Source organism: Aminobacter sp. SR38 (assembly GCF_014843375.1).
Lineage (GTDB): Bacteria > Pseudomonadota > Alphaproteobacteria > Rhizobiales > Rhizobiaceae > Aminobacter > Aminobacter ciceronei.
This window is the reverse complement of record NZ_CP062112.1, coordinates 4,125,111-4,150,283: the sequence shown is the minus strand read 5'-3', so window position 1 is coordinate 4,150,283 and position 25,173 is coordinate 4,125,111. Positions and strand designations below refer to the sequence as shown.

Here is a 25,173-nt window from a genome sequence, read left to right as displayed (position 1 = left end):
ACTCGACCATGACGTTGGGCTTCCCTACTTCCCCTTCCACACCGGATCGCGCTTCTCTGCAAACGCCTTGAAGCCTTCGAGATTGTCCTCCGAGGCGTAGAGTTCGTCGACCGTTCGGAATTGCCGCTTGGTGATGCGGTTCATCGTTTCCTGGAAGCAAGTGCCCTCGGCCGCGCGCGCCACCTCCTTGATGGCGGCGAAGACCAGCGGCGGACCGCCGGCGAGCAGGCGGGCGATCTCCCAGACACGATCCTCGAGCCTGTCGGCCGGTAGCACCTCGTTGACCAGGCCCCAGCGATGCGCCTCAGCGACGTCCATCCAGCGGCCGGTGAGCAGAAGGTCCATCGCCACGTGGTAGGGAATGCGCTTGGGCAGCTTTATGGTCGCGGCGTCGGCAAGCGTGCCCGCACGGATCTCGGGCAGTGCGAAGCTCGAATGCTCGGACGCGTAGATCAGGTCGCAGGACAGCGCCAGTTCGAAGCCGCCGCCCACCGCCATGCCGTTGACGCAGGCAATCACCGGCTTGTTGAGGTCACGCAGTTCCTGCAGCCCGCCGAAGCCGCCGACGCCGTAGTCGCCGTCGACCGCATCGCCACTGGCGGCGGCCTTCAGGTCCCACCCGGCCGAGAAGAATTTTTCCCCCGCCGTCCTGACGATGGCGACGCGCAGGCCGTCATCGTCGCGAAAGGTCTTGAAGGTCTCGCCCAGCAGCCGTGACGTCGCGAGATCGATGGCATTGGCCTTGGGCCGGTCGAGCGTGACTTCGAGGATCGCACCCTCGCGACGGGTTTTCACGACATCGGACATTTTTTCTCTCCCTCTAGGCCGTCACCAGCAGCGCATCCGCAATCCAGGCGCCCTGCCCCTCAACACAGACGATCAGCGGATTGATATCGAGTTCCTCGATTGCATCGCCATGATGGGACACGAAGCCTGATATGGCCATGATCGCATCGATTGCGGCACCGACATCAGCCCTGGCGCGGCCGCGATAGCCTTGGAGCAACGGGTACATCTTCAGCCCCGTGAGCGCCGCTGCAACCTCGCCGCGCGAGGCGGGCAAAAGCAGCGTGGCACTGTCTTTCATCAGCTCGACCAGTACACCGCCGCTGCCGATGGTCATGACGGGCCCGAACAGCGGATCGCTGGTGACACCGACGATCAGCTCGGCCACACCGCCCAAGACCATCTTTTCGACATAGAGGCCGGAGCCGAGCAGCAAAAGGGCTGCAGCCGCCGCGCCGACCTCCTCGCCGGTCCGCAGGTTGAGCCTGACGGCACCGAGTTCGCTCTTGTGGGTCACGCCGAGCGCCTTGAGCGCAACCGGATAGCCCAGCGACTCCGCAGCCGCGATGGCCTCCGCAACACTTGCCGCGCGACGGCCGCTCGGCACGGCGAGGCCGGCGTCGCGCAGCAGGAACTTGGCGGCGGCTTCGTCAAATATCGCCTTGGCGTCGCCCCTTTCTAGCCTTTTGCCGGAGCGGGATGCATCAGCACCACGCCCTACTGCCGCAGCAACCGGCCTACGCCACGCCTCGCCGACAAACGCGGCAGCCTCTGCCGCGTCCATCGCCTCCGCTATGCCCTGCAACGGCACGATGCCGCGCGCAAAGAGGTCGGCGGCGTGCTCCTCGGTCAGGTTCTCCGACATCGACGCCACCACCGCGCCAGACGCGCCATTGGCTTTCAGCGCCGCCTCGAAGGCGCGCACCGTCGGCCACCAGTCGGCATCCGAGCAACGGTCGTTGCGCGGGAAATCCAGCACCAGCATGTTGAGGTCGAAGCCGCCTGACGCCATCGCCGTGAAGGTGGCCGTCATCGCCGGTTCGTCGTTCCAGATGAAGGTGTGGTAGTCGAGCGGATTGGCGACCGCCACAAAAGCGCCGAGCGTCGATCTTATCCGCGCATAGTGGTCAGGCTTAAGCGCCGGGAAACGCACCCGCCGGCCCTCGGCACTGTCGGCCATGACCGAGGCCTCGCCACCCGAACAACTCATCGACGACAGCGTGAAGCCGGGCAGTGGTCCCAAGGCATGCAGCAGCTTCAGCGTTTCGAGCAGTGACGGGATGGTCTCGACACGGGCGATGCCCAGCCGTTTGAGGAAGGCATCCGACGCAGCGTCGGAGCCGGCGAGCGAAGCCGTGTGCGAGATCGTCGCCTTGCGCGCCTGCTCGGAGCGGCCGACCTTCATGGCGACGATCGGCTTGTTCAGTTCGCGCGCCCGCGCCGCCAGCCGCTCGAAACCGTCGACCGTGTCGAAGCCTTCGATGTGCAGGCCGAGGCACGACACACGCTCATCCTCGATCAGGCCCAGCGCCATCTCGGAGAGACCGGTTTGCGCCTGGTTGCCGGCCGTCATCAGGAAGGCAACCGGCAGGCCGCGCTTCTGCATGGTCAGGTTGCAGGCGATGTTGGACGATTGCGTGATGATGGCAACGCCGCGCCCCTCAGGCGCAAGCCTCTGGCCGCCATGCTGGTCGGGCCACAATAGCGCACCGTCGGCATAGTTGATCAGGCCGTAGCAATTGGGGCCGATGACCGGCATCGCACCGGCGGCCGCGACCAGCTCGGCCTGCAGCCGCTCACCATCGGCGTCGTCGTTGCCTGCCTCGAGGAAGCCCGAGGCAAAGCAGATCGCCCCGCCCGCGCCACGCGCGGCGAGTTGCGCGATCACCTCGATGGTCAGGAAGCGGTTGACGCCAACGAAGGCGGCGTCGGGCGCCGCCGGCAGCTCTGCCACCGAGCGAAAGGTTTTGATGCCCTCGACCTCACCCTTTGTCGGATGCACCGGCCAGATGTCGCCGGCAAAGCCCATCTTCAGGCACTGCCTGATCACGGCCGCGGCCTGCGAGCCGCCGAAGACGGCAATCGACTTCGGCCGCAGCAGGTGCTCGAGCCGCGTTCGCCCTGAAAGCTTCGGGGTGGAGGTGGGCAAAGTCGAGCTACTCATTTCCACCCCCACCCGGCCCTGCGGGCCACCTTGCCCCGAGGAGCAAGGTCAAACTTTTTTTGCCGCCTGCGCAGCCCCGAGATCATCCGCCCACCGCCCTGAGCAGCGCGCGGGAGATGATGTGGCGCTGGATCTCTGAAGTGCCTTCCCAGATGCGCTCGACGCGGGCGTCGCGCCAGATGCGTTCCAGCGGCAGGTCGTCCATCAGGCCCATGCCGCCATGGATCTGGATCGCCTCGTCGGCGACGAAGGCTAGCATTTCCGTGGCCTTGAGCTTGGCCATCGCCATGTCCTGGTCGGTGACCGTGCCCTGATCGTATTTCCAGCCCGCCTCCATCACCATCAGCTCGGCAGCCTTGAGCTCCGTCGCCATGTCGGCCAGCTTGAACGACACGCCCTGGAACTTGCCGATCTGCTGGCCGAACTGCTGGCGCTGGGCGGCGTATTCGACGGCATGGTTCAATGCGCGTTCGGCGCGGCCGAGGCAGGTGGCGCCGACCTGCAGGCGCGTTGCGCCCAGCCAGCTGTTGGCGACTTCAAAACCCTTGTGCACCTCGCCAAGGACCTGGCTCGCCGGCAGGCGGCAGTCGTCGAACTCCAGCACCGAATTGGTGTAGCCGCGATGCGAGACGTTGCGATAGCCGTCGCGCACGGTGAAGCCAGGCGTGCCCTTGTCGACGAAGAACGCGGTGATCTTCTTGCGTTTTCCACGCGGACTGTCCTCTTCGCCCGAGGCCATGAAGACGATGGCGAAATCGGCAATGTCGGCGTGGGAGATGAAATGCTTGGTGCCGTTGAGCACCCAGTCGCTGCCATCCTGGACGGCAGTCGCTCTCATGCCGCGCAGGTCGGAACCCGCACCCGGCTCGGTCATGGCTAGACAGTCCGACTTCTCGCCGCGGATGCAAGGGAAAAGATACTTCTCGCGCTGCTCCGACGTGCCGGCGAGCAGGATGTTGGACGGGCGCGCCACGCAGGTCCAGTGCAACGCATAGTTGGCGCGGCCGAGCTCCTTTTCGTAAAGCAGCCAGGTCAGCGTATCGAGCCCGGCACCGCCGACATCCGCCGGCATGTTGGCAGCATAAAGCCCAGCCGTGATCGCCTTTGCCTTGATGTCCTCGATCAGCTCGCGCCTGAGATGACCCGTGCGCTCGACCTCCTGCTCATGCGGATAGAGCTCGTTCTCGACGAAGGCACGCGTCGTGTCGACGATGAGTTGCTGTTCCTCGGACAGACCGAAATGCATGGCTTAGCCCTTCTTCTTGGCCGGAGCCTTTTTCAGAGCCTTCTTAACCGGCTTGCTCGCCTTGGCCTTTTCGGCGGCCTTCGAGACCTTCGGCTTGGCTTGGGCGGCGAGCTGTTTGGTGTAGTCCTTGTAGAGCGCTCCGGCGCCCCAGCCCTTGCCCTTGTTCTGCTTCGACAGCGCATCCATGATCGCGACAAGATTGTCGTCGCGGATCTTCTCCAGCTCGCGGATCGACCACTTGCTTGATTGGTCGTCGGACTGGCCGGCGATCAGGTCGACGAGTTCGTCGTTGAACTCCGGCACATCCATCAGCTTGGTCCACGGCCACTGCAGGCAGGGCCCGAACTGGGCCATGAAGTGGCGCATGCCCGCTTCGCCGCCGGCAATGCGATAGACCTGGAACATGCCCATCTGGGCCCAGCGCAGGCCGAACCCGTAGCGCATGATGTCGTCGAGTTCCTCGACCGAGCAGATTCCGTCCTTGATCAGCCACAGCGCCTCGCGCCAGGCCGCTTCGAGCAGGCGGTCGCCGACAAAGGCCTCGATCTCCTTGCGGATGACAACCGGCTTCATGCCGATCGAAGAATAGATCTCCTTGGCGACCTCGATGGCCTCGGGGAACGTCTTGATACCGCCGACAATCTCGACGATCGGCAGAAGATAGACCGGGTTGAACGGATGGCCGACAACCAGTCTTTCAGGGTGCTTCTTCATCGCCACCTGCATGTCAGACGGCTTGATCCCCGAGGTCGACGAGCCGATGATCGCATTGGCTGGCGCGTGCATGTCGATCTCGGCCAGCACCTTGTGCTTGAGATCAAGTCGCTCAGGCACGCTTTCCTGGATGAAATCGGCGTCTGCCACCGCCTCGGCAATTGTCTTGGCATAGGTCAGCTTGCCTTCTTTGGGCAGCCCGCCGGGCACCATCTGCTTGTAGGCGCGGCGCGCCCCCTTCATCACCTCGCTGACTTTGCGGGTTGCCTCCGGGTCGGGATCGAAGATCGACACGTCGATGCCGTTGAGCAGCAGCCGCGCCACCCAGCCCGCGCCGATCACCCCGCCGCCAATGGCGGCTGCTTTGGAAATTGTGTTCATGAACATGCCCCTCCCGGCAGATTTGGACTTGCGGCCATCAGGCCGCCAGCGGCGCGCGCTTGACGAGGTTGAGCTTCTTACGCACCTCTTCCGGTCCGATGACCCGCGCGCCCAGGGTCTCGACGACGGCGACCGCCTTCTCGACCAGTTGCGCATTGGTGGCGAGCACGCCCTTGTCGAGCCAGAGATTGTCCTCGAGGCCGACGCGCACATTACCGCCGGCCAGCACCGCTGCGGCCGCATAGGCCATCTGGTTGCGGCCCAGCGAGAAGGCCGAGAAGGTCCAGCTCTTCGGCACGTTGTTGACCATCGCCATGAAGGTATTGAGGTCGTCGGGCGCACCCCACGGCACGCCCATGCACAGCTGCACCAGCGCGTCGGGCGCAAGCACGCCCTCCTCGACCAGCTGCTTGGCAAACCATAGATGACCGGTGTCAAAGGCCTCGATCTCGGGCTTCACGCCCATCGCGGTCATCATGCCGCCCATGGCGCGCAGCATGCCCGGCGTGTTGGTCATGACGTAGTCGGCCTCGGCGAAGTTCATCGTGCCGCAGTCGAGCGTGCAGATCTCCGGCAGACACTGGCGCACATGCTCGACGCGGTTGGTGGCGCCGCCCATGTCGGTGCCGGCTTCCTTGAGCGGCAGCGGGCTTTCGACGCCGCCAAACACCATGTCGCCGCCCATGCCGGCGGTGAGGTTCAACACCACGTCGACATTGGCTTCACGGATGCGCTCGGTCACCTCGCGGTAGAGATGGATGTCGCGGCGCGGCTTGCCGGTCTCCGGGTCGCGGACGTGGCAGTGGACGATCGCCGCACCGGCCTTGGCTGCCTCGATGGCCGAGTCGGCGATCTGCTTGGGCGAACGCGGCACCAGATGGCTGCGATCCTGCGTGCCGCCGGACCCGGTAACGGCACAGGTAATGAAAACCTCACGGTTCATCTCGAGCGGCATCGCATTCCTCCCTTACGAAACTTGACGGATCATTGCGCCGCTTGCGTCGTCTTGTTTTGCGTTTTACGAAAGCCAAATGGCAAAAAGCGAAAAGCCGACAATCTTTCGCGAGGAGCGCTCGCCGCTCAAGGTGACGATGCTGGTTTTCTCCGGCGCGTCGATCATGTGCGTGGCATCAGCCGTCGACCCGCTGCGTGCGGCCAACCGCATATCAGGTGAGACGCATTTCGACTTTCGGCTGGTATCCGCCACAGGTGAGCCGGCGATCACCACCTGCGGCCTGCCGGTAGCGGTATCCGGCGCCTTCGACCCAGACGAGCCCTGCGACGTGCTGATGGTCATCGCCGGCTTCGGCACCCAAGGCTACACCACCTCGAAGCTGCTCGGCGGCATCAGGCGCTGTGCCCGCCAGGCGCGAGCGGCCGGAGGCATCGAGGCCGGCACCTGGCTGGTCGCGCGTGCCGGGCTTTTGGAAGGCCGTGCCGCCACCACCCATTGGGAAGACATGGAGGATTTCGCCGCCGCCTTCCCCGACGTCGAGGTCCGCCCCCACCGCTACATCATCGATGGCCCGGTGTTCACCTCGGGCGGTGCGGCTCCGACCTTCGACCTGATGCTGCATCTGGTACGCTCGCGGCTCGGCATGGCCACCGCGCTCGATGTCGCCAGCGTCTTCATCTACGACCAGTCGCGTGCCGCCACCGACGCGCAGCCGCTGGTCTCGCTTGGCCGGCTCGACGGCTACGACCCGCGCCTCGCCCAGGCGATCCGGCTGATGGAAGCACATGTCGACCAGCCGCTGACCATCGCCGCGATTGCAAAACGTGCTGGCGTGACCGCACGCACGCTCGAAAGCATCTTCCGCGCCTCGATCGGCGAAACTCCGGGCGCCTATTATCTCAGGCTGAGATTGAATGCCGCGCGAAGACTGGTGGTCGACACGCGCGTCAGCATGGCCGAGGTGGCGGAGCGCACCGGCTTCTCATCGGCCGCCGCATTCTCGCGCAGTTTCTCGCATGCCTTCGGCACGCCGCCGGTGAGGATGCGCAAGAGCTAGCCGCGATGGGCCAGGAGCCAGTCGACCGCCGCAGCGAGATCGTCGACGACCGCGCTCGGGTGCGGCGCGTGGCGGCTTTCGTCGCCGGCGCGATATTTGCCGGTGCGCACCAGAAGCGCCGAGCCGACACCCGCCCTCAAGGCACCCGCAACATCGCTTTCGGCATCGTCGCCGACCATCACCGCCTGTCCCGGCAGGCAGTCCAACCCGGCCAACGCGGCATGGAAGAAGTCCCGCGCAGGCTTGCCCAGCACCGTCGCCTGCTTGCCGGCCGCAAATTCGAGCGCCGCGACGAAGGCGCCCGCATCGAGGCTGAGCCCGCCATCGGCATCCTTGAAGGTGCGGTTGACGGCAAGCGCGAGAAACTCAGCACCATCGATCAGCTGGCGGAAGGCGGCGTTCATCGCTGCATAGGTGAAGGCCTCGGCGGCATCGCCAACCACCACCGCCTTCCTGTCGCCGAACATGTTGCCGGCGAATTCGGGCACGAGGTCGGGATGCACCAGGAGATGGGGCGCGCAGCCTTCGCGGGCGAGCCAATCGACCGCAGCACGCGCCGGCGTGAACAGCTCGTCACTGCTGACGGAGACGCCAAGGTTGGCAAGTTGTGCAACGATCGTCCCGTGCGGTGAACGCGTCGTGTTGCTGACGAAGCGGATCGGCAAGCCCTCGGCGCGGAGCCGCCCGATGGCAGCGACCGCGCCCGGTATCGGCGTGTCGCCGTCATAAACGACGCCCGAGAGATCGAGCAGCACCGCGCGTATCATGCAAGGAGGATGGCCGACCGCCCTGGCTTCGTCAAACCACGCTGTTGGGATCAGGCCGCCTGGTTGACGACGCCGTCGATGCGCGAACGCATGCTCTGGGCCAATATGGCCTCGAGGCGTGACGCAACCGCCCGGGTCCATTCGTCGGAAAGCTCAGGCTCCAGCAACGGCGGCAATGCCATCAGCCGGTCGACGATCGACCCGGTCTCCGACCTGTTTAGCAGGGCGTCGATCGCCGGTTCGTGGCCATGTGTGATGAAAGTCTCTTGTTCCCGTCTCATGGCGCGGTAAGTCGCTGATTCGACTGGCATCTTGAGGGCGAGAAAGAGGCAATTCAGGGGCAGGCGTGCAACTGCGCACCGGGGCTCAACCCATGCGATTCCTGTCCTGTCACCGTCCGCGACCGAGCGACTTTTCGAACAGCACAGTGGTCAGCCCGCTGTCCCATTCCTCGTCGGGATAATTTGCCGTCTCGACATAGCCGAGCGCGCGGTAGAAGGCCTGGCTCTGCTGGTTGAACGTATCGGTTTCGAGCCGTACTTTCGGCAAACCGGCCTTGCCGATCTCCTGTTCGGCCCGCGCCAGCAGCAGCCTGCCGAGGCCGAGGCGCTGGAATCTGCCGGAGACGTGCAATGCTTCGATGAAGTCGCCACTCCAGTGGACCATGCCGGCGACCTGGCCGTCGACTTCCGCGACCCAGAAGGCGGGGCCGTTTTCATCGACATAACGGCCGCCGACATCGGACGAGAGGTAGCGTTCGGCAGCCGCTTCGGTGATCTCCGGCCGCCAGGTGCTCTCGAACGTATCGGCCAACACCTGCTTTACCGCGGCGAAGTCATCTGTATTCGCCGGCCGCACCAAGATGTTGCGCATGTCCATGCTCTCTCTCCTGCTTTCCAGGCGTCCATCTAGCAGCAGGACTGCGTTTGGGCATCGGACAGTGCGGACAAGAAATGGCGCCAGCCCTCGGGGCCGGCGCCGTCGTTCATCGTCGTGCGAAGCCGTCAGACGTAGCGGTTGACGACGTTCTCCAGATATTCCTGCCGGCCCGACTTCGGCTGCGGCTCAATGCCGGCGGCGACGACGCGCGCGGCGATCTGCTCGAGGCTGCGTTCGCCAGCCAGCATCGCCTTGGCTTCAGCCGAATTCCAGCCGGCGTAACGCGCCTCGAGCGGACCCGACAGCGCCTTGTCCTCGATCATCTTCGCCGCGGCCTTGAGGCCGCGCGCGCAAGCGTCCATGCCGCCGATATGGGCGACCAGCAGGTCTTCGGGGTCGAGCGACTGGCGGCGCAGCTTGGCGTCGAAGTTGGTGCCGCCTGACTTGAAGCCGCCACCGGCAAGCACGTGGTAATAGGCAAGCGCCATTTCGGGCACGTTGTTGGGGAACTGGTCGGTGTCCCAGCCCGACTGGTAGTCGTTGCGGTTCATGTCGATGGAGCCGAAGATGCCGAGCGCATTGGCGGTCGCCAGTTCGTGCTCGAAGGAGTGGCCGGCCAGGATCGCGTGCCCCTGCTCGATATTGACCTTCACCTCGTTCTCCAGCCCGTACTTCCTGAGGAAGCCATAGACGGTGGCGACGTCGTAATCGTACTGGTGCTTGGTCGGCTCCTGCGGCTTGGGTTCGATCAGGATGGTGCCGGTGAAGCCGCTTCTGTGCTTGTAGTCGACGACCAGATTGAGGAAGCGCCCGAGCTGGTCGAGCTCGCGGCCCATGTCGGTGTTGAGCAGAGTCTCGTAGCCCTCGCGACCGCCCCACAACACGTAGTTCTCGCCCTTGAGCCGCTTGGTGACATCCATGCAATGCTTCACCGTCGCCGCCGCATAAGCAAAGACATCGGGATCGGGGTTGGTCGCGGCACCCGCCATGAAGCGGCGGTTGGAGAACAGGTTCGCAGTGCCCCACAAAAGCTTGACGCCTGTCTTGGCCATCTTTTCTTCGAAATAGTCGGCGATCTCGTCGAGGCGCTTTGCACTCTCGGTGAAGTTGGCACCCTCCGGCCGCACATCGGCATCGTGGAAGCAGTAGTAGGGAACGCCCAGCAGCGAAAACAGCTCGAAGGCGACATCGGCCTTCAGCCTGGCGTTCTCCATCGTCTCGCCAAACCAGGGCCGCTCGAAGGTCTGGCCGCCGAACGGATCGCCGCCCGGCCAGGCGAATGTATGCCAGTAGGCAACGGCGAAGCGCAGATGGTCTTCCAGCCTTTTGCCCAGCACCACCTCGTCGGCGTTGTAATGGCGATAGGCCAGCGGATTGGTGCTGTCGGGGCCTTCGTAGCGGACGGGCTTGATGTCGCCGAAATAGCCGGTGCTCATGGCAAAACTCCTTTCAGTGAGTACGCATGACCGCCCGTTTTGGGGCGGTCGCCGAATTTCCGTGTTCGATTACCTCAGGCGTAATTGGTTTCATTCGCGCCCGCTGCGACAAGGGTGGCGTCAACCAAGACGTGTCAGACGGAGAGCAGAAATGACCGACTACAACGCCATCGCCGAGGCCTATTTCGCCGCCTGGAACGAGACCGACGCCGCCGCCCGCAAGGGACTTGTCGAAGCTGCCTTCGCCACCGGCGTCAGCTATCGCGACCCGATCATGCAGGGCGACGGCCATGCCGGCATCGACGCGCTCATCGCCGGCGTGCACGGCCAGTTTCCCGGCTTCCGCTTCAAGCTGAAGGGCAAGGCCGACGGCTTCAGCGACAACATCCGCTTTTCCTGGGGCCTTGGTCCCGATGGCGCGGAAGCCGTGATAGAAGGCTCTGACTTCGCCACCATCAAGGACGGGCGCCTGAGCCTCATCACCGGCTTTCTTGACAAGGTGCCGGGCTGATCTGGCACGCTCGGCGTTCACATTGTCCCCCGGATCGCCGGATAGAGCTTGCGATAGCGCTGGTAGGCCTCGTCATAGGCGCCTGCCAGTGCTGCCACAGGTTCGATGGTTTCGGCGGTATCAGGCGGCGTGCAAACCTGGTGCGGGTCAGCACCTTCGGCAGCGATCAGGCCGAGACGCGCAGCGCCGAAGGCAGCCCCGAAATCGCCGTCGGCGGGAATGTCGACCGGCACGCTGAGGGCAGTGGCGATCGCCTTCAGCCAGTAGCGCGAGCGTGAGCCGCCGCCGATGGCGGTCACCCGCGTCAGCGTCGTTCCAGCCGACGCCAGCGCTTCAAGACTGTCGCGGAAAGCGAAGGCGACGCCTTCGAGCAGGGCCTGGGTCAGGCCCGCGCGGTCGATCTCATGGGCCAGGCCGGTAAACGAGCCGCGGATCACCGCGTCATTGTGCGGGGTCCGTTCGCCCGAGAGATAGGGGAGGAAGGTGACACCTGAGGGAGCGCGCAATTCGTCGCCGAGTTCGCGTGTCAACTCGGCCGCGTCCTTGCCCGATATGGTGCTCAGCCAGTTGAGCGAATCCGTCGCCGACAGGATGACGCCCATCTGATGCCAGGCATTTGGCAACGCATGACAGAAAGTGTGCACGGCACTTTCCGGATTGGGCAGGTAAGCGCCGTTGGCGGCAAACAGCACGCCCGACGTGCCGAGCGAGACAAAGGCCGCACCCGGCTTGACCGTGCCCATGCCGCAGGCCGAAGCCGCGTTGTCGCCGGCGCCGCCTGCTATCACCACGCCCTGCCCCATGCCCCATTTCGAAGCCAATTCGCCGCGCAACATGCCTGCCTTGTCGGTGCCCTCGACCAGAGACGGCATGTGTTCGGTGCCAAGGCCAGTGGCGGCGAGCAGCTCCGGCGACCAGCGCCTCACCGCGACGTCGAGCCAGGAAGTGCCGGCCGCGTCGGACATTTCGGAGATGTATTCGCCTGACAGCCAGAGCCTGAGGTAGTCCTTGGGCAGGAGCACCTTTGCCACCTTGGCGAAGATGTCGGGCTCGTTGGCCTGCACCCAGGCGAGCTTGGGGGCGGTGAAGCCAGGGAATACGATGTTGCCGGTGATCTTGCGGAAGCGCGGATCGGCGTCGAGGCTGGCCGCCTCGGCAAAGCTGCGCGTGTCGTTCCAGAGGATGCAGGGGCGCAGCACCTTTCCCGCGGCGTCGAGCAGCGTTGCGCCATGCATCTGGCCGGAGAGGCCGATGCCACGCACGGCGGCAAGTTCTGTTGGATGCGCGGACCTGAGCTCGGCGACCGCCTCTTCTGCGGCGCGGATCCATTCGGCAGGGTCCTGCTCGGACCAGCCGTGATGCGGCCTGGAGACGTCGAGCGAACCATGGCCGGAACCAATGATCTTTTGGTCGGCGTCCATCAGCAGTGCCTTCACGCCTGACGTGCCGAGATCGAGCCCCAGATACATGCCATTCCTCCCGAATGAGCGACGCGGACGGCAAGCGTCCATCCTCTCACGTCATTGGCCGGCCTTCATCGCCAACAGGCAGAAACGGCCAGGCCATCGTCCCGTTCCTCCGACGGACGCTGCTTATTAGCAAACATTCCGGGGTCGGGTCGACATTTATTTCGGAACTCGCAAAAAATAAAATCAGACGCCTCGGAAAGCGCTGTCAGCCCAGATCAGCCATGCGCGAGCAGCGCGGCGCGCTGGACGAACAGGCCCGAGAGCGGACTGGCCGGCCGCGCGTTGTTACGGGCGGAGGCAAGCTTCACGGCAAGCGCATCGTTGCCATCGCGCAGGGCCGCCTCGATCAGCGTCAGTTCGATCACGTCGCGCTGGGCATGGCTGCCACCGAAACGGTGGGCGATGGTCCGGACAGGCTCGAGCAGCCGCACCGTCTCGCCATAACGCCCTTCCCCGAAGGCCTTGATCGCCAATGTGACGGGATGGCCGACATCCTGGGTGAATGCGGCGTTGTCATCGTCGCGGGCAATCGCCTCGCGCTGGGCATAGAGCATCGCCTTAGCCGGCGCTTCCAGCCCGGCGCCGACAAAGGCCATCATCGCGTGTGCATCGTTGAAGGCATAGTTGCCGGCCGCGGCCTTCGGTGCCCAGTTGGCGGCAAGGCTCGCCCAGCGCTCGCCGACATCGACACCGCCGAGATTGAGCCGCCACAGGATCGCCGAGGCATCGACCATGTTGAGCGCCAGCTTCGATTGCCCGCCGTAGATCGGTCCGTCATAAAGTGCCAGCACCTCGTCGGTCTCGCCGAGATCGTAGTGAAACAGCGCCAAGTGCCACCAGTTGTGGACCTGGAGAAAGCTCTCCTTCGTCCACGCGTCGGTGTTGCCGCGCATCCAGGCGATGCCATCGCGCTGGCGGCTCTGCATCTCCATCACATGCGCCACCGCATGCTGGGCCCAGCCGTCGCGCGGCTCGAGCTCGACCGCCTCGCGCCCCAACGCCTCGGCCCTGGCATAGTCGCCCATCTCCTCGAAACCGAAGGCCTGCATGCCGAGTATGGCGTGATAACCGGGCATGCCCATGCCCCATGACGATAGCGCCCTGGCGATACGATCGCGCAGCATCGGGGCGTTTCCGGTGAAGAAATCGATCTGGTGCCCGGCCTGCAACGCCAATGCATCGGTGGGATGCTCCGCCGTCAGCTCGCTGAGGATACGCCCGGCCTCATGCCAATGCCCGCTAGCGAGGCGTCCGAGAGCCGCGACATGGGCCTTTTCCCTCGCCGTGGCCGCGAGCCCTGCAGCCGCAGCGTGGCAATCCCGCGCCACCGCCATCGCCTCAAGTTCAGTGGAGAGGCCATAGAGCCAGCCCTTGAGTACATGCGCCATGGTAAAGTCGGGCGCGGTCGCGATCGCCTTGTCGGCCGATCCGACCGGATCGCCGACAAAGCGCTGGAGTTCGCTCACCCCGCGCTCGTAGTGCGCAGCCGCCGCCGCATCGGCGCCGCTCAGCGTAAGCCCGAGCCCGTCCTTCACCATCACAGCTTCCTCAGTGCCCGGAGCGGGTGGCCGCAGCGGCAATGCCGGCGCCGACCAGAAGCGTGCCACCGGTACGGTTGAAAATGCGGATCGCGCGAGGATTGGACACGACACTTCGCGCCCGTGCAGCCACCAGCGCGTAGCCGAAGGCGTTGGCGAAGGCGAGCGTCAAGAAGGTCAGTTCGAAGATCACCATCTGCGTCCAGAAATCGCCGCTGCGGTCGAGGAACTGCGGCAGGAAGGCCACGAAAAAGGTGATGCTCTTGGGGTTCAGCGCGGTCACGATCCAGGCATGCGCCATCATCTTGGCGGCAGACGCGGCATCCGTGCGCGGCTTGGCGTCCAGCGTGCCACCGGCGCGGAACAGCTTGATGCCGAGATAGATCAGATAGGCGGCACCGATCCACTTGACGATGGTGAAGACTGTGGCGGACGCGGCAAGCAGCGCGCCGATGCCCAGCATTGACAGCGTCATGGCGGTGAAATCGCCCAGCGCCACGCCGACGGCCATCGGCAGTGCCGTGCGCCAGCCCTGGCCGAGCGCGTAGGATACGACGAGCAGGATCGTGGGCCCCGGGATGACGAGAAGCACCGCGGACGCGGCGGCAAAGGCGGCCCAGCTTTCAAACGACATGGCAACTCTCCCTCATTGGATGCGGGATCAAGCTCCGGCTCCGCGCCGATGTAAAGCCCTTAACGCGCGGCAGGCCGCGTTCATGCTTTTTCAACCATGAATGGTGAAAATACACGCGATCCACAGCCGGAGTTTCACTCCGGTGCCTGGCCGCCCCGCGTATAGAGTGGAATTGTGCCGTGTCGAAGTCGCCTGCTCCGAAGACCGAATTTTCGAAACTTGCCTCGCGTCGCAACGTGCTGTTCGGCCTCGGTGCCGCTGGCCTGGTCGCCGGCTGCAGCCGTGCCATGGACTTCGAGATGCCGGCGATGGGCCTGGACAACACCGTCACCGGTTCGGTCCGCCCGCAGATCAGCGTCGACAAGCAGGTCACCAGCCCGAATGTGATGTATGCGTCCTTCACCGACGAAGGATTCCAGCTGCCGGAAATCCCCTTTGCCAAGGTCGATCCGAAATTCCGCCGCCAGATCGTCGTCGATCCGACCGGCGAAGCCCCCGGCACCATCGTCGTCAAGCTGCAGGAACGTTTCCTCTATCTTGTCCAGCCCGGCGGCGAAGCCATCCGCTACGGCGTCGGCATAGGTCGCGACGGCTTCCTGTGGAGCGGACGCGCCAACATCCAGTATGGCAAGAAGTGGCCGACCTGGACGCCGCCGCGCGAGATGATCGCGCGCAAGCCGGAGCTGGTGAAATGGGCCGGCGGCCAGCCAGGCGGCCTCGACAATCCACTCGGGGCGCGTGCCCTCTACATCTTCCAGAACGGCCAGGACACCGGCTACCGCGTCCATGGCTCGCCCGAATGGTGGACGATCGGCCAGGCGATGTCTTCGGGTTGTGTGCGCATGATCAACCAGGACGTCATTGACCTCTACAGCCGCGTCAACGGCAAGACCCCGATCGTCGTCGGCTAAAGCAGACGGCCGGAGCGGAAGCTCCGGCCCGCTCATCTCCGAAACCTTGCGAACCGGTTGAATCTCCCATTGCGTCGCTTCCCCAGAAGGGCGAATGTGCCGGAAAACAGCGCCATTCCGACGGCGATTTCCGGCACCCTTGGGGAGGACGACCATGCCCTCGACATTCGTGATTGCGCAAGGCGGCGGACCGACCGCCGTCATCAACCAGACCATGGCGGGTGCCGTGCTCGAAATCCGCCGCCGCCATCCCAAGGCGCGGGTCCTCGGCTCGCGGCACGGCGTGCGCGGTATCCGCGACGGTGACTATGTCGACCTGACCGACATCCCTGAGGAGCAGTTGCTGCGCATCGCGGCGACCCCGGGCGCGGCCCTCGGCAGCACGCGCGACAAGCCTGATGCCGCCTATTGCGATCTCGTGCTCGAAGGCCTGAAGAAGGCCGATGCGCGCGCTTTCATCTATATCGGCGGCAACGACACCGCCGGCACCCAGCAGATCCTGACCGATGCGGCCCAGGGCAGTATCGCCTTCGTGCACGCGCCCAAGACCATCGACAACGACCTCGAGGAAAACGACCACACTCCGGGCTTCATTTCGGCGGCGGAATTCGTCGCCGGCGCCTTCCTCTCGGTCGATCTCGATTTCCGCGCCTTGCCCGGCATCTATGTCGGCATCGTCATGGGCCGCCATGCCGGCTTCCTGACCGCCGCCGCCGCCGCATGGCGCGACGAAGACACCGATGGGCCGCACCTGATCTACGTTCCGGAGCGTGCCTTCTCCGTGCCGCGCTTCATCGACGAGGTGAAGGAGACGCTGGCCCGCCATCGTCGTTGCGTCGTTGCGGTTTCCGAAGGCGTCAGCACCGCCGACGGCAAGGCGTTGGTCGAGAGCATCGTGCCTGCCGACAAGCTTGAGCGCGACGCCCATGGCAACATCAAGCTTTCGGGCAGCGACCTGAGCCGCGCCTTCGAGAACGCGCTCGCCGAAGGCCTGCCGGGCAAGCGCGCCCGTGTCGACGCGCTCGGTTACATGCCGCGCGGCTACATCGGCGCGGTCAATGCCGTCGACGCACAGGAGGCCTTCGACGCCGGCATCTTCGCCGTCGATGCGGCCGACAAGGGCGGCGGCTCGGTGGCGCTGAAATATGAGGGCGGCAAGACCGTGTTGAAGCTGGTGCCGCTGGCCAATGTCGCCGGCAAGACCCGGCACATGCCCGACGACTACATGTTGCCAGACGTCAACCATCTGTCCGAAAAGGGCATGGACTATCTCAGGCGGTTGGTGCCCGGCCGCTTCAAGATCGGCAGGCCCTTCGTGTGAAGCCCCGTCCCGGCTGGTTTTCGAGAACCATCGTCGACGCGACGACGACGATGCTGAGCGAGCCCTTCGTCACTGACTATTGTCGCGCCAATATGTGGCTGGTGCGCGGCCGCGACCTCGACATGCTTGTCGACACCGGCATGGGCATCTGTGCGCTCGCGCCCGAAATCGACATCACGCCGGGCAAGCCGCTGCTCGCCGTCGCAACCCACGTGCATCTCGACCATGTCGGTTCGCTGCACGAATTTGCCTGGCGTGCCGGCCCCAGCGTCGAAGCGGAATTCTTCGCGACGATGCCCGACGAGGCCACCTATGCAAATATGTTCCGCAATTTTCCCGGCGCGGTGTCGGAACTGCCCTGGCCCGGCTGGAGCTCCGCCGACTATGCCATTGTGCCGGCGCCGCTTGACCGCCTGCTTGATGAGGGCGATGTCATCGAGCTTGGCGATCGCAGCTTTACCGTGCTGCATCTGCCCGGCCATTCGCCCGGTTCGATCGGCCTGTTCGACTGCCATGACGGCACGCTGTTCTCGGGCGACGCCATCCATGGTGGGCTTCTGGTCGACGACATGCCGGATTCCGACCGCACAGCCTATTGCGCCACCATGCGGCGCCTCATCGATCTGCCGGTATGCATCGCCCATGGCGGCCACGCCGACAGCATCGATGGCACAAGGATGCGTGAGATTGCCATGGAATATCTGAGGCGGAACGGGGGTTAAGAGAGGCGGTTTCGCTTGAAGCCCCTCTCCGTGTCGGGCTTCGCCCGAGCCACCTCTTCCCCACTCCGTGAGGGAGAGGAAACGCCAATCACGCAGGCCCTAGCCAAATTGACTGGCCTGCACAGGTAGAGTGCGACCTCGCAGAAACTTGGGTTCCTCGCCCCCACAACGTGGGGAGACGGAGAGGGGGAACCTCTTGAGACGAAAAGAGATCAGCCCAGACCTTCCTCGAACCCGCTGATCGCCTTGACCTCGAGGAAATCCTCGATGCCCCATTTGCCGCCCTCGCGGCCGAGGCCGGACTGCTTGTAGCCGCCGAAGGGGCTGCCATAGGGGCGGTCGGTGCCGTTGATCTGCACCATGCCGGCACGGAGCTTGCGCGCCACGCGTTGGGCGCGCGCCTTGTCGCCGGTCTGGACATAGGCCGACAGGCCGTAGGGCGTATCGTTGGCGATGGCGATGGCTTCCTCTTCCGTTTCGAACGGGATCATCGCCACGACAGGGCCGAAAATCTCCTCGCGGGCGATGCGCATGTCGTTGTTGGCGTCGGCAAACACCGTCGGGCGTACATAATAGCCGCGGTTGAAACCTTCGGGGCCGGCCGAGGCCGCCGGCAACGACACGCGCGCCCTCCTTGATACCGGCATCGATCATGCCCTGTACCTTTTCGAACTGTACGTCGGACGACAGCGGGCCGATGTGGTCGCCATCCTCGGCCGGGTTGCCGACCTTGACGGTAGCGGCATATTTCGCCGCGATGTCGACCGCCTTGGCATAGACCGGGCGCTGCACCAGCATACGTGTCGGGGCGTTGCAGGACTGGCCGGTATTCTCGAAGCAATGCGCCAGCCCACGCGTCACCGCGTCGGTGAGGTCAGCGTCGTCGAAGACGATGTTGGGCGACTTGCCGCCCAGTTCCAGCGCCACGCGCTTGACCGTCTCGGCGGAAGCCTTGGTCACGGCCACGCCCGCGCGGGTCGAACCGGTGAAGGACATCATGTCGATGCCGGGATGGCGCGACATCGCCTCGCCGACTGTCGGCCCGTCGCCATTGACCATGTTGAAGACGCCGGCCGGGAAGCCTGCTTCCTCCATCATCTCGGCAAACACGATCGACGACATCGGCGCGATCTCAGACGGCTTCAGCACCACCGTGCAGCCGGCTGCCAGCGCCGGCACGACCTTCAACGCCACCTGGTTCATCGGCCAGTTCCACGGCGTGATCAGCCCGCAGACACCGATCGGCTCGCGCACGATGCGCTCCTGCGGGTTCTTGTCGTTGAGCGGCTCCTCGAATTCGAAGCTTTTCAGCACCTCGATGAAGCTCTTGATGTGGCCCGAGCCGCTGGCTGCCTGCTGTTCCAGCGCCAGCTTGATCGGCGCGCCCATCTCCCAGGAAATCGCCTGGGCCATGTCTCGCACTCGCCTGTTGTAGGCGGCGAGCAGCTTTTCCAAGAGCGCGATACGTTGTTCGCGGCTTGTGGCGCTCCACGCCGGGAAGGCGCGCTGCGCTGCGGCAACCGCCTTGTCGACGTCGGCGGCGGATCCCAGCGAGATCACCGCGAAGGGCTGCTCGTCGGCCGGGTTGATGACGTCGAGCTCTTTGGCGACCGTCGGCGCGACCCACTTTCCGTCGATGAAGAAATCCGTCTTGCGCAGCATGGCAGGCTCCTTGGTGCATGGGGATCATGCACGGTTTCACAATGCTACAGCGTCCTTTGCGCACCCAATTCGACGCGCGGCGCAGTAGTGTCGGCAGTCTTGTAGAACGGCGCGCGGCGCGCCCGTGTCTCGAATCCGACCGCATTTGTAGGTCGGCTTTTTCAAGGCGTGAAGACTTGGTTCAGCGCTTCGGTGCTCTTGCCCCAATGTCAGTAGGTTTGGACAATATACGCCGCCACGGCTGGATCGCGCGTCAGGTTGTTTTATAAGGCACGTCCATCGAGGCCACCATCATGTCCATCACAGCGTCGCGGCGCCAGGCGGCAATCGCCTTCATCTTCGTCACCGCCGTTCTCGACATCGTCGCCATGGGCATCATCATTCCGGTGCTGCCTTCGCTGATCGAGGAGTTCGCCGGGTCCAACGCCGATGCTGGCTGGATCAACGGTGTCTTCATCGCGCTGTGGGCTTTCATGCAGTTCGTCTGCTCGCCGATCATCGGCTCGCTGTCCGACCGCTATGGTCGCCGTCCCGTCATCCTTTTGTCGACGGCGGGCCTTGCCGCCGATTACGTGCTGATGGCGCTGGCGCCGAACCTGTGGTGGCTGGCGCTTGGCCGCATCGTCGCCGGCATCACCTCGTCGAGCTTCACAACCGTCTTCGCCTATATGGCCGACATTACTCCGCCCGAGGGCCGCGCCCGCGCCTACGGCCTGATCGGTGCTGCCTTCAGCGCCGGTTTCGTCGCCGGTCCGCTGATGGGCGGCTTCCTCGGCGAGATATCGCCACGCGCGCCTTTCTGGGTGGCGGCGGCAATGAGCGGGCTCGCCTTCCTCTATGGTGCCTTCGTGCTGCCGGAATCTCTGCCGCGCGAAAAGCGCATGTCGTTTTCCTGGCGCCGCGCCAATCCGTTCGGCGCGATGATGCTGCTGCGTTCGCACCCTGAGCTCACCGGGCTCGCCGCAGTGACCTTCCTGCTGCATTTCGCCCATCACGTCTTTTCGGCGGTGTTCGTGCTCTATGCCGCCTATCGCTACAACTGGCATGCCTGGGAGGTCGGCACGCTGCTGGCAATGGTCGGGGTGCTCGACATGATCGTCCAGGGTCTGATCGTCGGCCCGGCCGTCAAGCGCTTCGGCGATCGCGCTACGATGGTGTTCGGCCTGTTTGCCGGCGCCTTCGGCATCGCCTGCATGGGCCTTGCGCCTACGGGATTCTGGTTCTCGCTGGCGATCATTCCGAACGCGCTCTGGGGCCTCGCCATGCCGACGACGCAGTCGCTGATGACCCAGCGCGTTTCCGAATTCGAGCAGGGCCAGTTGCAAGGCGCCAACATGAGCGTGGCGAGCATCGCCGGCGTCGCCTCGCCGCTGTTCTTCGGCGCGGTCTATGCCTGGACGGTGCGCGACGGCACGCCGCTGCCCTATCCCGGCCTCGCCTTCTACCTCGCGGCGGTCGTGCTTTTCGGCGCGGCCCTGCTGGGCTGGGTGGTGGCGCGCAAGGCAGACCGTGCCGATGCAGCCGACAAGGCCGCCTGAGACGCGCTCAGGCGGGCCGCAAGGCTGGCAGCACCTCGCGTCCGAAAAACTCCATGTCGGCGAGCGCCGCCGCCATGTCGACGATGCCGTTGCCGTTGAAGACCAGGCGCATGGCATCGATACCCGTAACTGCCGCCAGCGCCTTGAGCTGCGCCACACAATCGTCCGGCGAGCCTGCAATCACCTGCCGCGCCATGGCCGTCTGCCGGTCGGGCATCACGATCTGGTCAGTAGACCGCCCTGCGGCCTTTGCCGACGCAACCCGACGTTCGAACAGCCGCGGCACGAGCTCGTCGAGCTTGCCCATCGCCTGCACCTTCGTCGGAGCGATGCAGACATAGCGAGACAGTTGCGACGCCCGCAGACGGCAGGCATGGCCCTCCTCCTCGAGGATTGCCTGGTAGGTGGCAAGCTGCCCGACTTCAGGCGGATCGAGACTGAGCAGCAACGGCAATCCCTCGCGGGCGGCGAAGCCAAGCGTGTCGCGCGAAGTGCCGGCGACATAGACCGGCACCGTCTCGCCTGGAAGAAGCGGTCCAACCGAAACCTCCGAAGCCGGCCAGCACGCGCCCTCTTCGATCCTTGCGCCTGATGTCCAGGCATCGCGCATGATCCGGTAGGAGTCCTCGAAACGAGCCCTGGTGCTCTCGGCGGCGATGCCCAGCGCGGCAAGCGTCGCCGGATGTGTGCCACGGCCGATGCCCAGGTCGATGCGGCCGCCGCTCTGCCAGTGCAACTGTGCCACCTCCTCAGCCAAGAGGAATGGATGGTAGAGCGGCGTCACCACGATGGAGGTGCCGACCCGCAGCCGCTGCGTCCGGGCAAGGATGGCGGAGGCGAGGATCAAGGTCGACGGATAAGCCTGCGGCGGGTTCTGGAAATGAAACTCGTTGAACCAGATGCCGTCGAAGCCCGTGCGCTCGACGTCTTCGCAGAGCCGCAACATCGAAGCGTGGCTCTCGGCCCTTCCCCCTCGCGCAAAGCCTGTAATGTCGAGCCGCATCAGGTCAGCTCGTGCGGGGCAAAAACGGGAATGTCGCGCAGCAGCCCGATCTCGACATTGACGCCATAGACGTCGCGCACCGTCTGTTCGGTCAACGTGCTCCGCCAGTTGCCATGGCCGACAACGGCGCCCTTGTCGAGCAGGAGCAGGCTGTCGGAAAAGCGGGCGGCGAGCGACAGGTCATGGATGGCGACCAGTGCCGTCACACCTCGTTCGCGCGCGATCTCGGCCACCACGCGCAGGGTGAATAGCTGGTTGCCGATGTCGAGCGCGCTCGTCGGCTCGTCGAGCACCAGCACCTCGGTCTCCTGCGCCAGGGCACGCGCAAGCATCACACGCTGGCGTTCGCCGCCGCTGAGCTCCGACATCGGACGGAAGGCGAAATCCTCGAGGCGCAGCCGCCTGAGCATGTCCTCGACGACGGCGAGATCACCACGGCTCGGGCTCGCCCCCATATGCGGTGTGCGACCGAGCAGGCAGGTCTCGAACACCGTCGCTGGAAAGCTGAGCGGCGAGGATTGCGGCACATAGGCGATCCGGCGGGCGCGGACTTTGGGCGACATTGCGCGGATGTCGTGGCCGTCGAGCAGGATCCGCCCCGACGACGGCGTGGCAAGGCCGAGCACGGTCCGCACCAGGGTCGACTTGCCGGCACCATTGGGGCCGATGAGGCCGAGTATGTCGCCCTTCGTCAGCCCGACCGAGACCTCGCGCAGCACGGGGCGGCTGCCATAACCGAAGCTGACCTTGTCGACGGAAAGATAGTCGCTCATGAAAAATACTCCGAGCGCCTGGACAGGATCAGGTGCAGGAACAGCGGCACGCCGACGAAGGCGACGACGATGCCGACCGGAATGACTGTCGGGCTGAACGCCATGCGCCCGACAGTGTCGGCCAGAAGCAGCAGCATGGCGCCGCAGATCGCCGAAAACGGGATGAGATGGCGATGGTCGCTGCCGATCAGCAGCCGGGCGACATGCGGCCCGATCAACCCGACAAAGCCGATCACGCCGGTGAAGCTGATGACCACCGCCGAGACCACCACCGACAGCACGACGGCGATGCCGCGCAGCAGCGCGACATTGATGCCGAGCGAACGCGAAACGTCGTCGCCGGCGCTCGTCAACGCGTTGAATTGCCAGGCCCGCGACTGAGCCAGCGGCAGGGCGACCAGCAGTGCCGCACCAGAGACGGCAACCGCATCCCAGCCGATGCCGTTCAGGCTGCCGAACGTCCAGTGCACGACCCGGGCCAGTTGCTCCTGGGTGGCGACGAACTGCACGGCTGCGGTCATGGCGCTGAACAGGTACATCAGGGCAATGCCGGTCAACACCATCGTCTGTGCCCCCATGCCGCGCAGCCAAGCCATGGAGAACACCAGCACGGCGCAGCCGAGCGCGAACAGAAATGCCGTCAGCGGCACGAAATAGAGCCCGGCGGCGCTGAAGCCTATGCCGAACATGATGGCGATCGAGGCACCGAAGGCCGCCGCCGAGGACACGCCGATCGTGTAGGGGCTAACCAGCGGATTGCGGGTGATCGCCTGCATCAAAACACCGGCGAATGCCAGTGACCCACCGGCTACCATGGCCATGACGACGCGCGGCAGGCGCAGATAAACGAGCACCCGCGCCTGCTGCGGATCGACCTCGGCGACGAAATGGCCGAACGAGACCTTTTGCAGGATGACCATGAGCAGCGTCACCAGCCCCGTCTCGGCGATGCCGACGATGGCAACGCCGCCGGCGACGAGCAGCAGCACAAGCAGCGCGCACAGGATGACAGCCGCCTTGCGATAGCCGGCTCGGCGGTAGAGGCTGGAAATGCCGTCGGATTGGCCACGCGCCAAACCGGCACTGCTTGCGATGTCCATGGTCTAAGGCTCCGGATTGAGAGGGTACGCCGCCGCCTGACGGGCGGCGGCGTACTGGTCGATCAGTTGGAGGCTGTGCCCTGGTAGGTCATGCCGCCCTGGAACGGCAGGCCTTGGTAGAGCTCGATCCACTCCTTCATCGCAGCCTCGGGATCGACGTCGGTGAAGAGGTCGGGATAGAGCCACTTGGCGACTTGCAGCGCGCCGGTGACCTTGGAGGATCCGCCGGCGAGGTAGTAGTTGATCAGGCGGACATCGCCCGCCTGCCCTGCCGGCGTGCCTGATATTTCCTCGCGCGCGACGATCGCCCTCCAGCTCTCGGCGAATTTTGCCTCCGGGATGGTCTGGTAGGAGCCGGGCTGCAGCTTGATTACAAGGTCGGGCTTGCGCGCGATGATCTCCTCGGGATCGACGGTGAAGCTGTTTTCGTTGCCGCGCGACGATGGCTCCTTCTTGATGTCGATGTCGCCGAAGACATTGGTGCCGCCGCCGGCCTCGATCATGTCGTGCCAGCCTGAGCCGGGCGTGACGGTCACGAGATCACGGACCTCTTCAAGATAAACCTTCTTGCGCTCGACGCCCTTCAGACGCTCGGCCAGCAGGTCCATGTACTTGGTGTAGTAGGCGTTCAGCGCATCGGCCTTTTCCTTCTCGTCGAACAGCTTGCCGAACAATGTCACGTTTTCGACATGCTGCAGCGTGTCCCAGGCGGTGACGACCAGCACCGGAATGTCGAAGGCTTCGAGCTGCTTGGCTGCCTCCTCATAGACGCCGTTGCGAGGGATGATGACCAGGTCCGGCTTGAGCGCAACGATCGCCTCGTAATTGGGCTGCGTCTGGCCTTGGCCGACAATGTCGGCTTCCTTGAACTGCGGCCAGTAGGTCGGATCCCGCATCGTGCTGGCATCGACGCCAACGACCTTGTCGATGGCGCCAATGGCGCGGGCGAACTCGACCGCGTAGCGGTTGAAGATCACCGCCCGCTTGATCGGCAGTTCCAGCTCGACCTTGCGGCCGGCATCGTCGGTGAAGCTTTCCGCGGCCGCCGGCGCAAGGCCAATGGCGGATGCCGCGGCGAGCCCGAGCCAAAGGATCCAATGTCTGATGTTCATGATCTCTCCTTGCTTGAAAGGGGTGCGCAACGCCTGGCGTTGCCATGCCCGGAAGGCGTCCGGGACAATAGGTAGAGGCGCGATGCCACGGCAGCAGGCGACGAATGCGTCTGCCCAAGCTTTCGATATTCTTGGGAAACCGTTCTTCCCGACATCGCCGCGCCAACCTCTGCCTGCCCTGGCGGGGATGCGGAAATGCAGACCTAGCGAAAGCCGCAAACGGGCCTCCGGACGGGAACCGGCATTCCTGTGGCACACCCCGACCACGGAATCTCACTCTGTCAGGCAGGTCTCCTGGCTCGCGGGTCCTAGCCTTGTCGCCCGTCTTCCCGGCACGAATGCCAGTGACACAGGGGCAATAGGCTCACCGCTTACAGTTGCGGGACAGCTCCGGTTTCGCACCGGATTCCCTCTTAGCTTCCACCTCGCGGCGGAAGACCATGACGGCGCCAACCTATCGACGGCCAAGGTAAAGTCAAGTTGCCATCCGGGAC

22 protein-coding genes, 1 pseudogene and 1 riboswitch are annotated in these 25,173 nt (G+C 64.8%); of the genes and pseudogenes, 6 read left to right on the top strand and 17 right to left on the bottom strand.

Translation table 11 applies throughout. The features are described 5' to 3' along the window. Positions 1–24 precede the first annotated feature (24 nt). The 5 genes from IG197_RS20355 to IG197_RS20335 all read right to left on the bottom strand — a co-directional run bounded on the left by IG197_RS20355 (position 25) and on the right by IG197_RS20335 (position 6,246). Positions 25–807, bottom strand: coding sequence for a carnitinyl-CoA dehydratase (locus tag IG197_RS20355; RefSeq protein WP_067958005.1), 783 nt, complete (start codon positions 805–807; stop codon positions 25–27). A gap of 13 nt (positions 808–820) precedes the next feature. Further along, the gene (locus IG197_RS20350) at positions 821–2,950 is read right to left on the bottom strand and encodes an acetate--CoA ligase family protein (RefSeq protein ID WP_192314596.1); all 2,130 of its coding nucleotides are present in this window, start codon (positions 2,948–2,950) and stop codon (positions 821–823) included. An 82-nt stretch (positions 2,951–3,032) separates the two neighbouring features. Further along, a complete protein-coding gene (locus IG197_RS20345) occupies positions 3,033–4,196 on the bottom strand; it encodes an acyl-CoA dehydrogenase family protein (protein WP_182575219.1) in 1,164 nt (387 codons plus the stop codon). A gap of 3 nt (positions 4,197–4,199) precedes the next feature. Next, positions 4,200–5,291, bottom strand: a complete 1,092-nt coding sequence (locus tag IG197_RS20340) for a carnitine 3-dehydrogenase (RefSeq protein WP_154386403.1) — start codon at positions 5,289–5,291, stop codon at positions 4,200–4,202. A 37-nt stretch (positions 5,292–5,328) separates the two neighbouring features. Continuing rightward, entirely contained in the window at positions 5,329–6,246 is a 918-nt protein-coding gene (locus tag IG197_RS20335; protein ID WP_154386402.1) for a 3-keto-5-aminohexanoate cleavage protein, read from the bottom strand. 76 nt (positions 6,247–6,322) lie between these two features. Here IG197_RS20335 and IG197_RS20330 point away from each other — a divergent pair, with 76 nt between their 5' ends. Continuing rightward, positions 6,323–7,303 (top strand): GlxA family transcriptional regulator, encoded by a 981-nt coding sequence (locus IG197_RS20330; RefSeq protein ID WP_067957993.1) that lies wholly within the window; start codon positions 6,323–6,325, stop codon positions 7,301–7,303. On the opposite strand, the gene IG197_RS20325 is transcribed toward IG197_RS20330, so the two are convergent. The 4 genes from IG197_RS20325 to xylA all read right to left on the bottom strand — a co-directional run bounded on the left by IG197_RS20325 (position 7,300) and on the right by xylA (position 10,385). After that, complete coding sequence (locus tag IG197_RS20325; RefSeq protein WP_371746470.1) at positions 7,300–8,058, bottom strand: TIGR01458 family HAD-type hydrolase; 759 nt, start codon at positions 8,056–8,058, stop codon at positions 7,300–7,302. The genes IG197_RS20330 and IG197_RS20325 overlap by 4 nt on opposite strands. Positions 8,059–8,120: 62 nt before the next feature. Beyond that, positions 8,121–8,351, bottom strand: a complete 231-nt coding sequence (locus tag IG197_RS20320; RefSeq protein WP_067966164.1) for a hypothetical protein — start codon at positions 8,349–8,351, stop codon at positions 8,121–8,123. A 109-nt stretch (positions 8,352–8,460) separates the two neighbouring features. After that, on the bottom strand, positions 8,461–8,949 hold the full coding sequence (locus tag IG197_RS20315; RefSeq protein WP_192314594.1) for a GNAT family N-acetyltransferase: 489 nt from the start codon (positions 8,947–8,949) through the stop codon (positions 8,461–8,463). 125 nt (positions 8,950–9,074) lie between these two features. Beyond that, positions 9,075–10,385, bottom strand: coding sequence for a xylose isomerase (gene xylA, locus IG197_RS20310; RefSeq protein WP_192314593.1), 1,311 nt, complete (start codon positions 10,383–10,385; stop codon positions 9,075–9,077). Positions 10,386–10,536: 151 nt separating this feature from the next. Between xylA and IG197_RS20305 the strand changes: the two genes are divergently transcribed. Next, positions 10,537–10,896 carry a nuclear transport factor 2 family protein gene (locus tag IG197_RS20305; RefSeq protein ID WP_192314592.1) on the top strand — a complete coding sequence of 120 codons (360 nt, stop codon included), beginning with the start codon at positions 10,537–10,539 and terminating at the stop codon, positions 10,894–10,896. Positions 10,897–10,913: 17 nt separating this feature from the next. Here the strand turns inward: IG197_RS20305 and xylB are convergent, their stop codons facing one another. The 3 genes from xylB to IG197_RS20290 all read right to left on the bottom strand — a co-directional run bounded on the left by xylB (position 10,914) and on the right by IG197_RS20290 (position 14,537). Next, on the bottom strand, positions 10,914–12,365 hold the full coding sequence (gene xylB / locus IG197_RS20300) for a xylulokinase (RefSeq protein WP_192314591.1): 1,452 nt from the start codon (positions 12,363–12,365) through the stop codon (positions 10,914–10,916). Positions 12,366–12,580: 215 nt separating this feature from the next. After that, positions 12,581–13,903: a tetratricopeptide repeat protein gene (locus IG197_RS20295; RefSeq protein WP_371746469.1), complete on the bottom strand. Its 1,323-nt coding sequence runs from the start codon at positions 13,901–13,903 to the stop codon at positions 12,581–12,583. A 10-nt stretch (positions 13,904–13,913) separates the two neighbouring features. Further along, on the bottom strand, positions 13,914–14,537 hold the full coding sequence (locus IG197_RS20290) for a LysE family translocator (protein ID WP_067957979.1): 624 nt from the start codon (positions 14,535–14,537) through the stop codon (positions 13,914–13,916). 179 nt (positions 14,538–14,716) lie between these two features. Here IG197_RS20290 and IG197_RS20285 point away from each other — a divergent pair, with 179 nt between their 5' ends. The 3 genes from IG197_RS20285 to IG197_RS20275 all read left to right on the top strand — a co-directional run bounded on the left by IG197_RS20285 (position 14,717) and on the right by IG197_RS20275 (position 17,491). Then, positions 14,717–15,448 (top strand): L,D-transpeptidase, encoded by a 732-nt coding sequence (locus tag IG197_RS20285; RefSeq protein ID WP_246765202.1) that lies wholly within the window; start codon positions 14,717–14,719, stop codon positions 15,446–15,448. A 154-nt stretch (positions 15,449–15,602) separates the two neighbouring features. Then, positions 15,603–16,769, top strand: coding sequence for a diphosphate--fructose-6-phosphate 1-phosphotransferase (locus tag IG197_RS20280; protein ID WP_192314589.1), 1,167 nt, complete (start codon positions 15,603–15,605; stop codon positions 16,767–16,769). Positions 16,770–16,819: 50 nt separating this feature from the next. Further along, positions 16,820–17,491 (top strand): MBL fold metallo-hydrolase, encoded by a 672-nt coding sequence (locus IG197_RS20275; protein ID WP_192319878.1) that lies wholly within the window; start codon positions 16,820–16,822, stop codon positions 17,489–17,491. Positions 17,492–17,703: 212 nt separating this feature from the next. On the opposite strand, the pseudogene IG197_RS20270 reads toward IG197_RS20275, so the two are convergent. Beyond that, a pseudogene (locus IG197_RS20270) lies at positions 17,704–19,153 on the bottom strand (aldehyde dehydrogenase family protein). Between the two features lie 293 nt (positions 19,154–19,446). Between IG197_RS20270 and IG197_RS20265 the strand changes: the two are divergent. Next, positions 19,447–20,691: a TCR/Tet family MFS transporter gene (locus IG197_RS20265; protein ID WP_067957965.1), complete on the top strand. Its 1,245-nt coding sequence runs from the start codon at positions 19,447–19,449 to the stop codon at positions 20,689–20,691. A gap of 7 nt (positions 20,692–20,698) precedes the next feature. Here the strand turns inward: IG197_RS20265 and IG197_RS20260 are convergent, their stop codons facing one another. The 4 genes from IG197_RS20260 to IG197_RS20245 all read right to left on the bottom strand — a co-directional run bounded on the left by IG197_RS20260 (position 20,699) and on the right by IG197_RS20245 (position 24,679). Further along, positions 20,699–21,694 (bottom strand): LLM class flavin-dependent oxidoreductase, encoded by a 996-nt coding sequence (locus tag IG197_RS20260; RefSeq protein WP_192314588.1) that lies wholly within the window; start codon positions 21,692–21,694, stop codon positions 20,699–20,701. Then, positions 21,694–22,467 (bottom strand): ABC transporter ATP-binding protein, encoded by a 774-nt coding sequence (locus IG197_RS20255; protein WP_067957960.1) that lies wholly within the window; start codon positions 22,465–22,467, stop codon positions 21,694–21,696. The genes IG197_RS20260 and IG197_RS20255 overlap by 1 nt, the downstream gene beginning before the upstream one ends. Next, positions 22,464–23,567 (bottom strand): iron ABC transporter permease, encoded by a 1,104-nt coding sequence (locus IG197_RS20250; RefSeq protein WP_192314586.1) that lies wholly within the window; start codon positions 23,565–23,567, stop codon positions 22,464–22,466. Before IG197_RS20250 ends, IG197_RS20255 begins: the two co-directional genes overlap by 4 nt. A 62-nt stretch (positions 23,568–23,629) precedes the next feature. Next, positions 23,630–24,679 carry an ABC transporter substrate-binding protein gene (locus tag IG197_RS20245; protein ID WP_192314584.1) on the bottom strand — a complete coding sequence of 350 codons (1,050 nt, stop codon included), beginning with the start codon at positions 24,677–24,679 and terminating at the stop codon, positions 23,630–23,632. Between the two features lie 266 nt (positions 24,680–24,945). Further along, positions 24,946–25,137, bottom strand: a riboswitch (cobalamin riboswitch). Positions 25,138–25,173 lie beyond the last annotated feature (36 nt).